Annotated in this window: 17 protein-coding genes; 4 read left to right on the top strand and 13 right to left on the bottom strand. The window is 64.6% G+C overall.

All coding sequences use genetic code 11. The annotated features are described in order from the left end of the window. Window positions 1–108: 108 nt before the first annotated feature. Both IGS60_RS22680 and IGS60_RS22675 read right to left on the bottom strand, forming a co-directional pair. Window positions 109–405: a hypothetical protein gene (locus IGS60_RS22680; RefSeq protein ID WP_121671017.1), complete on the bottom strand. Its 297-nt coding sequence runs from the start codon at window positions 403–405 to the stop codon at window positions 109–111. 80 nt (window positions 406–485) lie between these two features. Continuing rightward, entirely contained in the window at window positions 486–926 is a 441-nt protein-coding gene (locus tag IGS60_RS22675; RefSeq protein WP_121671016.1) for a carboxymuconolactone decarboxylase family protein, read from the bottom strand. 103 nt (window positions 927–1029) lie between these two features. On the opposite strand from IGS60_RS22675, the gene IGS60_RS22670 reads away from it, so the two are divergent. After that, the gene (locus IGS60_RS22670) at window positions 1030–2502 is read left to right on the top strand and encodes a PLP-dependent aminotransferase family protein (protein ID WP_230506274.1); all 1473 of its coding nucleotides are present in this window, start codon (window positions 1030–1032) and stop codon (window positions 2500–2502) included. Here IGS60_RS22670 and IGS60_RS22665 read toward each other — a convergent pair. The 5 genes from IGS60_RS22665 to trxC all read right to left on the bottom strand — a co-directional run bounded on the left by IGS60_RS22665 (window position 2471) and on the right by trxC (window position 5259). After that, a complete protein-coding gene (locus IGS60_RS22665; RefSeq protein ID WP_070218253.1) occupies window positions 2471–3061 on the bottom strand; it encodes a DUF1287 domain-containing protein in 591 nt (196 codons plus the stop codon). The genes IGS60_RS22670 and IGS60_RS22665 overlap by 32 nt on opposite strands. 61 nt (window positions 3062–3122) lie before the next feature. Continuing rightward, a complete protein-coding gene (locus tag IGS60_RS22660; protein WP_230506273.1) occupies window positions 3123–3455 on the bottom strand; it encodes a DUF6616 family protein in 333 nt (110 codons plus the stop codon). Window positions 3456–3472: 17 nt separating this feature from the next. Next, window positions 3473–4219, bottom strand: a complete 747-nt coding sequence (locus tag IGS60_RS22655) for a HEAT repeat domain-containing protein (protein WP_230506272.1) — start codon at window positions 4217–4219, stop codon at window positions 3473–3475. Then, entirely contained in the window at window positions 4216–4737 is a 522-nt protein-coding gene (locus IGS60_RS22650) for a MarR family transcriptional regulator (protein ID WP_230506281.1), read from the bottom strand. The genes IGS60_RS22655 and IGS60_RS22650 overlap by 4 nt, the downstream gene beginning before the upstream one ends. Before the next feature lie 69 nt (window positions 4738–4806). Beyond that, window positions 4807–5259: a thioredoxin TrxC gene (gene trxC, locus IGS60_RS22645; RefSeq protein ID WP_230506271.1), complete on the bottom strand. Its 453-nt coding sequence runs from the start codon at window positions 5257–5259 to the stop codon at window positions 4807–4809. A 147-nt stretch (window positions 5260–5406) separates the two neighbouring features. Between trxC and IGS60_RS22640 the strand changes: the two genes are divergently transcribed. Further along, window positions 5407–6837, top strand: a complete 1431-nt coding sequence (locus IGS60_RS22640; RefSeq protein ID WP_230506270.1) for a coniferyl aldehyde dehydrogenase — start codon at window positions 5407–5409, stop codon at window positions 6835–6837. Here the strand turns inward: IGS60_RS22640 and IGS60_RS22635 are convergent, their stop codons facing one another. Next, complete coding sequence (locus tag IGS60_RS22635; protein WP_070218259.1) at window positions 6838–7443, bottom strand: LysE/ArgO family amino acid transporter; 606 nt, start codon at window positions 7441–7443, stop codon at window positions 6838–6840. 204 nt (window positions 7444–7647) lie between these two features. Here IGS60_RS22635 and IGS60_RS22630 point away from each other — a divergent pair, with 204 nt between their 5' ends. Both IGS60_RS22630 and IGS60_RS22625 read left to right on the top strand, forming a co-directional pair. After that, window positions 7648–8538, top strand: a complete 891-nt coding sequence (locus IGS60_RS22630) for a LysR family transcriptional regulator ArgP (protein WP_035817600.1) — start codon at window positions 7648–7650, stop codon at window positions 8536–8538. A 105-nt stretch (window positions 8539–8643) separates the two neighbouring features. After that, on the top strand, window positions 8644–9666 hold the full coding sequence (locus IGS60_RS22625; protein ID WP_230506269.1) for an alpha/beta hydrolase: 1023 nt from the start codon (window positions 8644–8646) through the stop codon (window positions 9664–9666). A gap of 106 nt (window positions 9667–9772) precedes the next feature. On the opposite strand, the gene IGS60_RS22620 is transcribed toward IGS60_RS22625, so the two are convergent. The 5 genes from IGS60_RS22620 to IGS60_RS22600 all read right to left on the bottom strand — a co-directional run bounded on the left by IGS60_RS22620 (window position 9773) and on the right by IGS60_RS22600 (window position 13390). Beyond that, window positions 9773–10411 (bottom strand): phasin family protein, encoded by a 639-nt coding sequence (locus IGS60_RS22620; protein WP_070218260.1) that lies wholly within the window; start codon window positions 10409–10411, stop codon window positions 9773–9775. Between the two features lie 278 nt (window positions 10412–10689). After that, entirely contained in the window at window positions 10690–11025 is a 336-nt protein-coding gene (locus IGS60_RS22615; RefSeq protein WP_070312362.1) for a hypothetical protein, read from the bottom strand. Window positions 11026–11052: 27 nt separating this feature from the next. Further along, window positions 11053–11424 (bottom strand): VOC family protein, encoded by a 372-nt coding sequence (locus IGS60_RS22610; RefSeq protein ID WP_218069324.1) that lies wholly within the window; start codon window positions 11422–11424, stop codon window positions 11053–11055. Between the two features lie 71 nt (window positions 11425–11495). Next, window positions 11496–12101: a pyridoxamine 5'-phosphate oxidase family protein gene (locus tag IGS60_RS22605; RefSeq protein ID WP_230506268.1), complete on the bottom strand. Its 606-nt coding sequence runs from the start codon at window positions 12099–12101 to the stop codon at window positions 11496–11498. A gap of 11 nt (window positions 12102–12112) precedes the next feature. Further along, window positions 12113–13390 (bottom strand): YncE family protein, encoded by a 1278-nt coding sequence (locus tag IGS60_RS22600; RefSeq protein ID WP_070218263.1) that lies wholly within the window; start codon window positions 13388–13390, stop codon window positions 12113–12115. Window positions 13391–13406: the final 16 nt, after the last annotated feature.

The raw sequence follows: 13406 nt of genomic DNA, 5'->3' as shown, positions 1-13406 counted from the left end.
GGCATTCGGCGTGCTCAGGTCGGGAAAAATATTTGATCCGGCCTTGCACGCCGCTTGACGGGGATAACAGTATCTACAACCAAGATAGAGGCACGATGACGGCCAAGGTTACGGCCACGGTGCCGGCGTCACATCCTGGTATTGCGCCCCGCCCTGCTCCGGTTCCGCTTCATTGTTCTGCGATGGCTGGTTCAAGGAACCTGCCGGCGAACGCAAGCTCAAGATTTCCTTGCGCGTCTCGACGAAGTCGGCGGAACTCAAGGGGTGCTGCTGGTCGGGCCAGTGGCTGACGGCCCATTCCTGCAAGGCTTCGAAGCGCCGCCACAGTTCGGCGATGAATTCGCGGCGCGCCTCTTCCTCCTGCTGCGGCGTCTTTTCGGCGCCTTCCCCGATATGTACTTGCATGGCTGCTCCCTGGCTGATCAATCGTCCTGCCAGCCTACGCAGGCAGCAGCCAGGCGTCTGTTCGCGAACGAACAAAGAGCTTATTCAGGCATCTTGCGAAAGCCCACGGCCAGGCGGTTCCAGGTATTGATGGAGCCGATGGCCAGAGTGACGTTGACCATTTCCGCCGACGTCAATTGCTGCGCCAGCGCCGCATAGTCTTCGTCGGACGCATGATTTTGCGGCAACAGGGTCAGCGCCTCCGTCCAGGCCAGCACGGCCCGCTCGCGCGGCGTGAAGAACGGCGTTTCGCGCCAGACGGAGACGGCATACAGACGGCGCTCCGTTTCGCCCGCCTTGCGCGCGTCGCTCGTGTGCATGTCCACGCAAAAGGCGCAGCCATTGATTTGCGACGCGCGCAGGCGGATCAGCTCGAGCAGCGAATGTTCCACGCCCAGTTTGGCGATGGCCGCTTCCAGCGCATACATGGCCTTGACGGCGTCGGGCGAGGCTTGCGTGAAATCGAGTCGTTGCTGTGTCATGATGCATTCCTTGATAATGAGAGATGCATCATTGTAGAAGCGCAGGAAGTACGCGCGGCAGGCCAATCCCCCCGAAAAACAGCAGACCACCAACAGATACTCCATGGAATTACATATCCTGATCGACGGCACGCGCGACCTGGGCGGCCAGCTGTACCGCCAGCTCAGCGAAGCCATCCGCTCGGGCCGGCTGACGGATGGGCAGCAATTGCCGCCCTCGCGCCTGCTGGCCAGCCAGCTGGGCCTGTCGCGCAAGACGGTGTCCGACGTATATGAAAAGCTCGGCTATGAAAAGCTGCTGGTCGGCAAAGTGGGCGTGGGCAGCTTCGTGCAGACGCCGCATGCCTCACCGCAGCGCCGCCATGCGAGCACGCCGCTGGCCAGCGCGCAGCGCATCGCCCGCTGGGAAGCGACACCCACGCCCCTGCGCCGCGCCAGCCAGGAAACGCCGGCACGCTACGCCTTCATCGGCGGACGTGCCACGCCCGCGCATTTCCCGCAGGATGAATGGCGCGCCTGCATGCTGCATGCACTGCGCCAGGGCGGCCAGGCGCGCGGCCGCTATGGCCCAGTGGAAGGCTTGCCCGCCTTGCGCGCGGCGATCGCCGGCCATGCCGCCTTCAGCCGCGGCATCCATTGCACCGAGGAGCAAGTGCTCGTCACCAGCGGCGCGCAGCAAGCCTTGCACCTGCTCGCGCTGACCCTGCTCGAGCCGGGCGACACGGTTGCCGTGGAAGAACCCGGCTACCCTGTGGCGCGCGCCGTGTTCGCCAGCCAGGGCGCGCGCGTGGTGGGCGTCGAAGTGGACGAGGATGGGATCATCGTCGCGCAAATCCCGGACGGCACGCGGCTGATCTATGTCACGCCCGCCCATCAATTTCCGCTTGGCATGCCGATGAGCATGGCGCGCCGCCATGCCTTGCTGGAGCGGGCGCAGCAGCTGGGCGCCATCATCATCGAAGACGATTACGACAGCGCCTTCCGCTACGAGGGCCGGCCCGAGGATGCCCTGCAAAGCATGGACCGCTACGGCATCGTCGCGCACGTGGGCAGCTTTTCCAAGATCATGCTGCCGGAATTGCGCCTGGGCTATGTCGTGCTGCCGCAAGCCATCGTGGCCGCCATGCAGACGGTGAAATACCTGAGCGATTGCCATACGGCCAGCCTGGGCCAGCATGCGCTGGCCAAGTTCATCGGCGATGGCCATTTGCTGCGCCATATCCGCCGCTGCCACGACATCTATGCGGGGCGGCGCGAGCGGCTGCAGCACTGGTTCAACGGCCCCTTGGCCCCATGGTTCCGCCTGGTGCCGGCCAGCGCCGGCTTCCACGTGGCGGCGCTGGCGCAGGCGCCGCTCGATATCGCCGAATTGCTGCGCCGCGCGCGCCTGGCCGATGTCAGCCTGTATGCGCTGGACAGCTTTTATCACGGCCCCGCCCTCCATGAAGGCCTGTTTCTCGGCTATGGCGCCATCGACAAGCTCGATATCGACACGGCGCTGGCCAGGGTGCTGGCGATCCTGCAAGAGATGGTGCCCCTGCCCCTCAGCGGGGTTGCCAACGATAGTGCCCCGTAATCGGATAGCTGAATAAAATATTTTCCTCGCGCGCGCCCTCGCCGATGTTGTGGATGATCAGCGGCACGCCGCCCCACGACTGCTTGTCGCTGACGATGCCGATGTGGGTCAGGTTGCGCGGCAGGCGCCAGGTGACGATGTCGCCCGCGCGGTAAGCGTTCGCTTCCTTGCTTGGCTGCAGGCTGGTGCCGTGGCGGGCAAAATACGTACCCAGGTTCGGCACGCGCCGGTGGTCGATGTTGCGGTCCGGCCCCTTCATCTGCCAGCGTCCCTGCTGCTGGTACACCTGCCACGCCTTGCGCATGTCTTCGTGCACGAGCACCTGCAAATCCTGACCAAGTTTACGGTAAGCACGCACGACCACGTCCGTGCACACGCCGCGTTCGGGCGGCACGTCGCCGCCCGGATAGGCGAGGCGTTCGTAGCGCGGGTCGTACTGCACGGTGACGCCCACCTGGCTGCGGGCGGCGGCGACGAGCGCTTGCGGGGTGGCAGGGGCTGCCGACGCCAGCATGGGCGCCAGGGCAAGCATCAGGAGGGAGAACACTTTGATTGGCATCAACGTCGGTGATCAGATGGAAATGCCAACTTTACCTTAGCAGCAAGGAAAATGGCGGACGCTAGGCGGCCAGCTGCGCCAGGTGGCCAGGAAAATCCACGGCCGGACCCGCCGCATTGACGGTGTCGAAATAATCATGCCAGCCCGTGGCGGCGATGCCGGCCAGCAAGGCGTCCAGTGCCGCCTCGTCCGGGAAGCGCCAGACGGCATAGAATTGCTGGGGTGCCGCATGCAGCTTGCCGCCGTCGATGGCGCCCATGGCCAGCGCTTCGGCGCCGCTGCCCGACAAGGCGGCCATGCCAGCGCCCACAGTGGCGAAATACGCCTGGCGCGCGGCGCCGTCGAGGGCCAGCCAGGCCGGTTTCGGGCTATACAGTTCTAACAGGTAATGCATGTTTGTCCCCCAAAGAATCAAGTAAGTGAACGCTGTGCCCGCTTGCAGATGCGTGCCGTGGCGGCAGCGGGGCTGTCCAGCAGCCATTGCGCACACAGGCTGCGCACCCAGTCCGGCTGGCTCTTGGCCGCATCGTTGAGCCAGTTGGCCACGGAATCCTGCACGTAGACGGCCGGGTCGGCGCGCAAGGCTTGCAGCAGGGGCAAGGCCAGCTGCGGCTCTTCCTTTAGCCGGGCGATATGCGTGCACCACACACCGCGCGGGCGCAGCGCTTCGCAGGCAAAGCGGCGCACTCTTTCCGACGGGTCCGCCGTCCATGGGACCAGCAAGGCAATGGCCGCGTCAAGACGCGCCGCCAGATGGGGACGCAGCGCCAGCCAGGCCCATTCGCGCACGCCGAAATGGCCATCGTCGGCCAGCGGCCGCATGGCGGCCAGCTGCTGCGGCAAGGTCAAGCCCGCTTGGGCGGCGATGGCAAAGCAGGCCCAGCCCCGCACCGTGTCGGACGGGTGCGCTTGCAGCATCGCCAGGTCGGTGCCGGCATCGAGCAGCAATTGCGCCGCCAGCGCCATGCGCCCGGTGATGCCGGCGGCGGCCTGCGCGCGCATCCGCTCCAGGCGGGCCACACCGATAGCGGGCACGGCTGCAGCCAGCAGCTGGGCAAAATCGATGGCCAGCCCTTCCGTCAGGGTGGCGCTGGCCACCGTTCCCTGGTTCAGCAGGGCCAGGCGCGCGGGCGCGACGTCGGCGACGCCACGGCTCATGCAGCACCCTGCATTTCACCCTTATCCGTCTTGCGCCAGGCTTTTTCCAATAGTCCACTCAACAACTGCATCTCGTCCGGCGTGAAATCGGCAAACAGGCTGGCGATCCATTGCGCGTGTTCATCGACCAGGGTGGCAGCCGCCGCTGCTCCCTTGGCACTGAGGCGCACCAGCAGCTTGCGCCGGTCGACCTGGTCCGCGTGGCGCGCCAGGAAACCGTCGCGCTCCAGGCCGTCGAGCAAGCCCGTGATGGTGCCGCGCGTCACGCCGGCCCGCTCGGCCAGTGCGTGCGGCGAGAGCCCCTCGGGCACGTCGCGCAGCAGGGCCAGCAGCACAAACTTGCCTTCCGACAGGCTATACCGGCCCAGACGCGCGGCGCAATCGCCATCGATGGCCGATGCCAAGCCCAGCACTTCAAAACACAGGCGCAAGCGCGCCGTGGACTGCATCATGTCGAGACCGCTGGCGCGGCGCTGCACGTCACCGAGCAAGGCCGTGTATTTCTGTTCGAGTTTTATCATATGGCGCAATATAATATGGCGCCATACTAAATGTCAAATGGAAACCTGAACGGCTTTCCCTTGTGCTTAGAAACGCGCCTTGTCCCTCGCCCACGCGATGATGGCGTTGGCATCGATGGCGCCCGGCTGGCGCGCCACTTCCACGCCGCGCAAAAACAGGGCCAGGGTGGGAATGCTGCGGATATTGAAACGGCTGCCCATGTCCGGCGACGCTTCCGTATTCACCTTGACGACGCGAAACGCGGGTTCCAAGGTCCTGGCGGCTTGCACATAGAAAGGCGCCATGCTGCGGCACGGGCCGCACCATGGCGCCCAGAAGTCCACCAGCACGGGAATGTCGCTGCGTTCGATATGCTTGAGGAAACGGGCGCTGGCCAGGTCCACGGGCTGGCCCGTGAATAGCTCCTTCTGGCACTTGCCGCACGTGGGCTGTTCCGTGAGCCGGGCCGCCGGCAGGCGGTTGACGGCGTCGCAATGGGGGCACACGATGTGCAGGGAGTCTGGCGTGGTCGAGGTCATGGCATTCCTGGAAAGCGTAGCGTCAAGTTGACGGACATTTTACGGGGTATCGCGCGGCAGCGTCGGCTCGCTGGCGGCACATTTGCCAATACTCGCCTATAGTGCGCTGGAACGGCGCGCGTATTGCCCGGCCGGCCAAGGAGCAACATGCCTGATGTCGCAAACAACATGGAACTGAAGCACGCCGAACTCGCTGCCGCCCTCGCCTTGCAGCGCGCCGCCTGTCTGGCCCACCCCGTGCCGCCCCTGGCCGAGCGCAAGCGCGACCTGCAAACCCTGCAGCGCTACATCCGCGACCACAAGCTGGCATTGTGCGAGGCGATCAGCGCCGACTATGGCAACCGTTCCCACCATGAAACCTTGCTGGCGGAGATATTCCCCGCCATCGACGGCATCGATCACGTACTGAAAAAGTTGAAAAAGTGGATGACACCGCAGCGCCGCAGCGTGGACTGGCGCAATTTTCCGGGCGCCCGCAACCGCGTGCTGCCCCAGCCCTTGGGCGTGGTAGGCGTCATCGTGCCGTGGAATTTCCCCGTCAACCTGAGTCTGGTGCCCCTGACTTACATTTTTGCCGCCGGCAACCGCGCCATGGTCAAGATGAGCGAGAACTCGCGCCACCTGGCGCGGCTGCTGATCGAGACCATGCGCGCCTATTTCCCGCCGGAAAAGCTGCAGTTTGTTGACGAAACGGGCGGCGTGGGCATGGCGTTTTCGCAACTGCCGTTCGACCATCTGCTATTTACGGGTTCCGGCCAGACGGGCCGCGCCGTCATGGCGGCGGCCGCACGCAATCTGTGCCCCGTCACGCTGGAGTTGGGCGGCAAGGCGCCGGCCATCGTCTGCGCCGATTTCGACGTGCGCACGGCTGCCGAGCGCATTTTGTTCGTCAAGTACCTGAATGCGGGGCAAATCTGCACCAGCGTCGACCACGCCTGGCTGCCCGAAGCCAGCATCGCCGCCTTCGTCGAGCATGCGCGCCGGATCGTGCCCACGCGCTACCCGCGGCTCGATACGCCCGACTACACCTCCATCATCGACGAGGCCGCCTTTGAGCGCCTGCTGCAGGCCCTGGATGAAGCGCGGGAACGGGGCGCGCAAGTGATTTCGCTGCTGCCGGGGCCAGCGTATGACCGGGCCACGCGCAAGATCGCGCCGCACATCGTGCTCGACGCGCCCGAAGATTGCCTGCTGCTGACGCGGGAAATCTTCGGCCCCATCCTGCCCCTGCGCGGCTATGCGAAGCTGGAGACCGTAGTCGCCAGCATCAACGGCGGGCCGCGCCCGCTGGCCATCTATCCGTTCAGCAACGACAAGCAGACCGTGCAGATGCTGATCGACACGGTAATGTCGGGCGGCGTGTCCGTCAACGACGCGCTGTTCCACGTGGGCCAGCATGATCTGCCCTTCGGCGGCGTGGGCGAGTCCGGCATGGGCCACTACCACGGCGTCGAAGGTTTTCACACTTTCAGCAAGCTGCGGCCCGTGTTCTACCAGGCACGCTACAGCCCTTTGACGCTGCTGCGGCCGCCTTACGGCAAGCTGGCCAGCCGCATATTGAACTTCCTGACCCGCTGATTACAGGAACAGCGAGGCGGCGATGGCCCACATGACGAGGGCGATGATGCCGTCGAGCACGCGCCATGCCATGGGCTTGGCAAACACGGGCGCCAGGTAGCGGGCGCCAAAGCCCAGCAGGAAGAACCACAGGGCCGAAGCCATGATGGCGCCGCCGGCGAAGTAAAAGCGTCCCACGCCTTCATGCTGGCCGCCGATCGAGCCAAGCAAAATCACCGTATCGAGGAAGGCGTGCGGGTTCAGCAGGCTGAACGCCAGCGCCGCGCCGATCACGGCCCAATAGCCTTCGGGCGCCTTGGCGGCCGATACCGTCAGGGCCGTCGGGCGCCAGGCCGATTTGGCCGCGCGCAAGCCGTAGGCGATCAGGAAGGTGGCGCCGCCCGCCTTGGCCCACAGCAGGAAATTGGGGTTGTCGGCAATGAAGGTGCCCATGCCGGCCACGCCGGCCGTGATCAGGATGGCGTCGCACAGCAAACATACAAGAATGCAGGTGAGCACGTAGTGACGCTTCAGCCCCTGCTTGAGCAAGAAGGCGTTTTGCGTGCCGATGGCCACGATCAGGCTCGCGCCGAGCCCCATGCCTTTCAAGAAAATTGCGCTGTCCATATCGATTCCTTTCCATTGCTTTCCATCACGCGCACGGCCGCCCACGCTCTGCCGGCAACGGCAAAGTCATCAGAGGTAGGTGGAGGGTGGTGCGGAACCAGGAGGACCGCGCGGGAGAGTGGAGTTGTTACCCTATTTCAACAGTGTAAAGAAAAAGTAAATATAAGTATAATGAATGATTCTAAACATATATAAGAGAAACTTATGCGCGTCGTCGATTACCGTGGATTGGCAGCCCTCGACGCCGTGATCGGCCTGGGCAGCTTTGAAAAGGCCGCGCAGGCGCTGGCGATCAGCCAGCCGGCCGTGTCGCAGCGCATCCGTACCCTGGAAAACCTGGAAGGCACGTTATTGATCATCCGCAGCCACCCGCCCCTGCCGACGGAAGCGGGCCAGCGCCTGATCGCCCACTACCGGCAAGTCAAGCTGCTCGAAGCGGCGCTCGACGCCCAGCCCGGCCCCACGACGCAATTGCCGGCGCTGGCCATCGCCGTCAATGCCGACAGCGCCGCCACGTGGATACCGGAAGCGCTGGGGCCGCTGCTGTCGCCGCCGTCGTGCCTGCTCGATATCCGCCTCGACGACCAGGACCATACCTTGAGCCAGCTGCGCGAAGGGCGCGTGTTTGCCTGCGTCACCAGCGCCAACGACCTGGTGGCCGGCACCACGGCCACGCCGCTGGGCGGCATGCGCTACCTGTGCGTGGCGTCCCCCGCATTCGCGCAGCAGTGGTTTCCCCATGGTTTTACGGTGGAAGCCGTCAGCCAGGCGCCCGCCATCACCTTTGGCAGCAAGGATGCGCTGCACGAGCGCTACCTGCAGCACCGCCTCGGCTACACGGGCCGCTATCCGCACCATGTGCTCGGTTCGGCGCGCGACTTCGTACGCTTCATCGAAGCGGGCTATGCTTATGGCATGGTGCCCCTGCTGCAGGCGGAAACGGCGCTGGCCGCCGGCAGGCTCGTCGACGTGGCGGCCGGGCAGGCGCTCGACGTGCCTCTGACCTGGCATGCCTGGGATATCCAGACCCCCCTCACGCGCACCCTGTCGGACGCCGTCATCGCCACGGCGCGCAAATGGCTGTTACAGGATTGATTGACGCATGCAACATTTATCTATGCCAGACAGCAACTTCCCCGTGTGCACCCTGCCCAGCCTGGCCTACACTGCAAGCATCCACCATCACCTTCGGGAGCCCGCATGACGATCCTGCGCACCACCCTGCTCGGTTTGCTGGCGGCCATCCCGCTCACTGCCGGCCTGGCTGCCTGCTCGCCCTTGACCGCCATCAATGCCTTGTCATCCGGCAGCACCTCGCACGTGACGCGCGGCCTGGCCTACGGCCCCCTGCCACGGCAGAAACTCGATGTGTACGCGCCCAAGACCCGCACGGGACCCGTGCCCGTGGTCGTGTTCTTTTATGGCGGCAACTGGACGACGGGCGAGCGCGCCGACTATGCCTTCGTCGGCCACGCGCTCGCGGCGCGCGGCTACCTGGCCGTGATCGCCGACTACCGGCTGTATCCGGACGTGCACTACCCCGAGATATTGCAGGATGCGGCCCGCGCCGTGGCCTGGGCCGCGATGGAATCGAGCCGCCATGGCGGCGACCCGACGCGTTTGTTTGTCATGGGCCATAGCGCCGGCGCCTACAATGCGGCCATGCTGGCGCTCGACGCCAGCCTGCTGGCGCGCCATGGCATGCGTCCGCACGACTTGCGGGGCTGGATAGGCCTGGCCGGCCCCTATGATTTCCTGCCGATCGAAAACACCATCACCCGGCCCGTGTTCTTTTACCCGGACACGCCCGCCGCTTCGCAGCCCATCCATCACGTGACAGCCGACGCCCCGCCCGCCCTGCTGATCGCTCCAAAGCCCGGCAAGGACAAGCTGGTCGATCCACAACGCAACACAGGCGGCCTGGCCAACGCCTTGCGCGCGCTGCACCGGTCCGTGACGGAAACCTATTTCGACCATGTGGGCCACGCCACCCTGGTCGCCACGCTGGCCGCCCCGTTGCGCAGGCTGGCGCCCACGCTGGACGCCGTCAGCGCCTTCATCGATGCGAACAGTGGCGCCGGCAACGCGGTCTCGTCAGCGGTCTTGCCCGCAGTCTTGTCAGATACCGGCTCGCCGGCAGGGCCAGCCTTGCCGCCCCGCTCACCTGGCTCAGGCACGTCAGCCCCGGAGCTGCACGCATACGACAAAACGCCCGCCCCGTGAAGGACGGGCGCTCTGCCCAAACCAATACGCACAATGCCGCGTGCCGGCTGGCCGCATAGCAAGGCTCGGCCCTCGCGATGCGGCTCAGCTGCAAGCAGCTTCGTACTTACTCTTTACGGCTGGCGCTGCTGCTCTTGCTTTGAGCGGAGCCCGCTTGCGATGCGCTGCCGCTGGCCGAGCTTTCGCTGCCGGACGACTGCTGGCTGCCCTGGTGGCTGGCGCTTTGCAGGCTTTGACCGTCACGGCTTTGCGCACCGCGCTGCTGGTCGCGGTTAGCGCCGTTTTGCTGATAGGCCTGGAACGGTTCGGCCATGCGCTGCATCGCTTCCTGCTGCTTGCGCACGTTTTTCTCCGTTTCTTCCGAAGCGGTGCGGGCCACTTCTTCAGCCAGGGCCTTGGCGGTACGGCTCGTTTCATTCACATGACGCTCTGCCACATTGGCCAGTTCGACCTGCGTATCGGCAGCCAGGCGCGACACCTGTTGCTGATACTTGCGCAGTTGCTCAGCGGCTGGCTGGCCCGAGGCGGCGGCCACCTGGAATACATCTTCGGCGCGCTCGACCGTCAACAGGTTCTGGCTGGTGACCGTGCTTTCTTCCAGCAAGCCTTGCGCCAGTTGCATGTTCAGGTCACTGAAATGCTGCATCGATTGAAACAGCGACTTCGACAGGCCATTGAAGAAAGCCAGCTGCGCTTCCAGGTGATTTTTGGCGGCGGGGGTAACACTACGGGAATATGGATACATGGAGTTCCTCATTAATAGCGGTTGGGTGGACATAAACAGATGGCGATACCACCGGCTGTCGAACGGTGAGACAGACAGCCGGGCTACGCCACGAACGCGAAAAAACATATCCGATTGGTGGGAAGATGCTTTGCAACGCGAGTCCCAAGGCTACGTGAGCACCGCAGGTGAGGCATGATCTGGATCAAAGGTGCGCTAGGCTGCGCAAAAAGTTTGGGCTGGACGGCTTGCTCTTGGCAAACGTCAGTAACGGAAAGGGAAATCTGTGTCAGGCAAGCTCAGCCAGCGGCGCCCGTGCCCGGCACGACGGGCTTGTAGCCATGGCTGCGCAGCGACGCTTCCAGCCAGCGGTTGCCGTACCAGCCGCGCGCCAGCAGGTAACTGAGTTCCGCGCCGGCCATCAGCAGCATCATCGGGCCGATGCGCATTTCGGTGGCGAGATGGCTGCCAAACCACAGGCAGGCATCCATCGCCAACATGAGCAGCACCAGCCACCAGCGGCGCTTGGCGACGGCCCAGAACGAGCCCAGGAACAGGGCCGGCCAGGAGAAACCCGCTTTGACGTAGGCATAGCGGCCGGCATCATCGGCAAACAAGGTGGCGCTGTGCTTCATGCTGCTCTCTTCAGGTAATGCCCGGCATCAAGGCTCGGGACGGTGGCAGACGGCTTCGACATTGTGGCCATCGGGCCCCAGCACGAAAGCGCCATAGTAATTCGGGTGATAGATGGCGCGGATGCCGGGCGCGCCATTATCTTTGCCGCCCGCGTCCAGCGCGGCCTTGTAGAACGCGTCCACCTGGGCGCGGTTGTCGGCCGCGAAGGCGAGATGCATGCCGGCATGCGCCGCGCCGCCCACGCCGAACCAGAAATCGGGCTTGCCATCCTTGCCCATGCCAACCCAGCCCTGCTCTTCCATCACCACCGAGACGCCCAGAGGCGCCAGGGCGGCGGAAAAGAAAGCCTTGCTGGCCTGTGCATCGCTGACAGTCAAACCGATGTGATCAAGAATCATGATGGCGCTCCTTGCAGGTAGTGGGAAAGGAAGCGCATTATGCGCCAGCATTGCCTTTTAAGCAAGCAAAGCTACAGATCCTGCGCGTAGCGGGCAAGCATCTGCTCCTGTGTTTCCAGCGGGCCAATACTTCCCGTCTGGTCCCCGATCATCCGGCCCATCGTCGGCAAGACGGAGCGTTCGACCTGGGCCGTGCTATCCCACAGGCGCGCACGCATCAAGGCCTTGGCGCAGTGCAAATAAGCTTCGGCCACGCGCAGGCGCATGAGCAGGCGCGGCGGGTTGCGCTCGCCGGCAAAATATGCCAGCAGCGCCGCATCGTCGCTGAGGCTGGCCTCGCCATTCACGCGCAAGGTTTCATCGACGCCGGGAATCATGAACAGCAGTCCCGCCCTGCCCGTCTCGGCAATATTGCTGAAACTGTCCAGGCGGTTATTGCCCTTGGCATCGGGCAGCAGCAGAGTATGGGCATCGAGCACGTGCACGAAACCGGGCGCACCGCCCCGTGGCGAGGCGTCGAGCTGGCCGCCAGCCCCGCCCGTGGCCAGCACGACGAACGGCGACAGCCCGATGAAGGCGATGCAATGCGGATCGAGGTGGTCGAGCTGCTTGCTCAGCGCCCGCCCCTGCGCGGGCGGATAATGCGCGCGCAGTTGCTCCAGCGAATCGATTTCCATGCGCCCCCCGCTTAGCGCAGATTGCCCGTATGGCCCAGCGAATAGCGGCCCGGCTGCGGCCAGACGGTCAGACCGTGCGGTTCCTGGCCGACTTTCACTTTGGACACGTCGCCGCTGTTCGTATCGATGCGGTACACCACGTCGTCAAAACGGCCGGACAGCCACAGATACTTGCCGTCGGCGCTCACGTTGCCCATGTCGGGGCTGCCGCCGCCGGGAATCGGCCAGTTCGACACGACTTTTTCCGTGGCGAAATCGATCACGCTGACGCTGCCCTTGCCCTTCGGCTTGCCGTGGATGCGGTGCGTGCCGCGGTTGGCCACGTACAGCTTTTTACCATCGCGGCTCGGGTACAGGCCGTGCGCGCCCACGCCCGTCTGGATGAAGCCGATTTCCTTCAGGGTGGCGCCATCGACGATGTGCACGCCGTCGGCGTCCATGTCGGCGATAAAGAATTTCTTGCCGTCCGGCGAGATGCGTATGTCTTGCGGCATGCCCTTCTTGACGCTGCAGATTTCATTCGCCGGGCCGCCCACGGGGCCGGACTCGGCAAAGCGCTTGGCCGGCATCTGCAATTTCAGGTAACCGTCGACCTTGCGGCCCACCAGGTCGATCTTGGCGATGGTGCCGTCGAATTCGCAGGTGAACATGGCGTAGCGGCCATCGTTCGAAAAATCCGCATGGTTGATGCCGCCGCACTGGGGCGTATCGATCGAATACTGCACCGCCATGGTTTTCGGATCGCGGAAATCGAGGCGGTGGCGCGCTTCGGCCACGACGATGGCCGACTTGCCGTCCGGCGTGAAATACATATTGTAGGGATCATCGACGGGCACTTCCTTGCCCGGCTTGCCCGTCAAGGGGTCAACCGGCGTCAGGCTGCCCTTGTCCGTGCGCTCGGCATTGTTCGCCACCCACAGTGTGCGCAAGTCCCACGACGGCACCACGTGCTGCGGGCCGCTGCCGACCTTGAACTTGTCGACCACTTTCAGGCTGTCCTGGTCGATCACATAGACATCGTTCGAGCGCAGGTTCGGCACATAGACGCGGCGCAAGTGATCCTTGACGACGGGACTCATATTGCTGCTGGCGATGCTGCCGTACACGTTTTTCGGGTCCACCAGCGGCGGCATGCCCGGCAGCGGCGAATAGGCGGCCGCCGGCGCCGCGGCGACAGCGGCCGGGGCCGGCGTGCTGGCGCCGATGACCTGGCTGGCCACGCCCAGGCCGGCCAGTGCGGCAGCCAGGGCGGACAAGGTGACGATGGTGCGTCGTTGAGATTTTTTCATGTGTTTTCGCGTCATT

It is taken from the genome of Janthinobacterium sp. FW305-128 (genome assembly GCF_020858135.1).
Taxonomy (GTDB): domain Bacteria; phylum Pseudomonadota; class Gammaproteobacteria; order Burkholderiales; family Burkholderiaceae_D; genus Janthinobacterium.
This window is presented reverse-complemented; position numbering and strand designations above follow the sequence as displayed.

What these genes read in the sequence shown, in the direction of transcription:
- IGS60_RS22600 (WP_070218263.1), bottom strand. Translation starts at nt 13,390, where the DNA reads ATGAAAAAATCTCAACGACGCACCATCGTCACCTTGTCCGCCCTGGCT.
- IGS60_RS22615 (WP_070312362.1), bottom strand. Translation starts at nt 11,025, where the DNA reads ATGAAGCACAGCGCCACCTTGTTTGCCGATGATGCCGGCCGCTATGCC.
- IGS60_RS22605 (WP_230506268.1), bottom strand. Translation starts at nt 12,101, where the DNA reads ATGGAAATCGATTCGCTGGAGCAACTGCGCGCGCATTATCCGCCCGCG.
- IGS60_RS22625 (WP_230506269.1), top strand. Translation starts at nt 8,644, where the DNA reads ATGACGATCCTGCGCACCACCCTGCTCGGTTTGCTGGCGGCCATCCCG.
- IGS60_RS22675 (WP_121671016.1), bottom strand. Translation starts at nt 926, where the DNA reads ATGACACAGCAACGACTCGATTTCACGCAAGCCTCGCCCGACGCCGTC.
- IGS60_RS22660 (WP_230506273.1), bottom strand. Translation starts at nt 3,455, where the DNA reads ATGCATTACCTGTTAGAACTGTATAGCCCGAAACCGGCCTGGCTGGCC.
- IGS60_RS22680 (WP_121671017.1), bottom strand. Translation starts at nt 405, where the DNA reads ATGCAAGTACATATCGGGGAAGGCGCCGAAAAGACGCCGCAGCAGGAG.
- IGS60_RS22635 (WP_070218259.1), bottom strand. Translation starts at nt 7,443, where the DNA reads ATGGACAGCGCAATTTTCTTGAAAGGCATGGGGCTCGGCGCGAGCCTG.
- IGS60_RS22670 (WP_230506274.1), top strand. Translation starts at nt 1,030, where the DNA reads ATGGAATTACATATCCTGATCGACGGCACGCGCGACCTGGGCGGCCAG.
- IGS60_RS22610 (WP_218069324.1), bottom strand. Translation starts at nt 11,424, where the DNA reads ATGATTCTTGATCACATCGGTTTGACTGTCAGCGATGCACAGGCCAGC.
- IGS60_RS22655 (WP_230506272.1), bottom strand. Translation starts at nt 4,219, where the DNA reads ATGAGCCGTGGCGTCGCCGACGTCGCGCCCGCGCGCCTGGCCCTGCTG.
- IGS60_RS22630 (WP_035817600.1), top strand. Translation starts at nt 7,648, where the DNA reads ATGCGCGTCGTCGATTACCGTGGATTGGCAGCCCTCGACGCCGTGATC.
- IGS60_RS22665 (WP_070218253.1), bottom strand. Translation starts at nt 3,061, where the DNA reads ATGCCAATCAAAGTGTTCTCCCTCCTGATGCTTGCCCTGGCGCCCATG.
- IGS60_RS22620 (WP_070218260.1), bottom strand. Translation starts at nt 10,411, where the DNA reads ATGTATCCATATTCCCGTAGTGTTACCCCCGCCGCCAAAAATCACCTG.
- IGS60_RS22640 (WP_230506270.1), top strand. Translation starts at nt 5,407, where the DNA reads ATGCCTGATGTCGCAAACAACATGGAACTGAAGCACGCCGAACTCGCT.
- trxC (WP_230506271.1), bottom strand. Translation starts at nt 5,259, where the DNA reads ATGACCTCGACCACGCCAGACTCCCTGCACATCGTGTGCCCCCATTGC.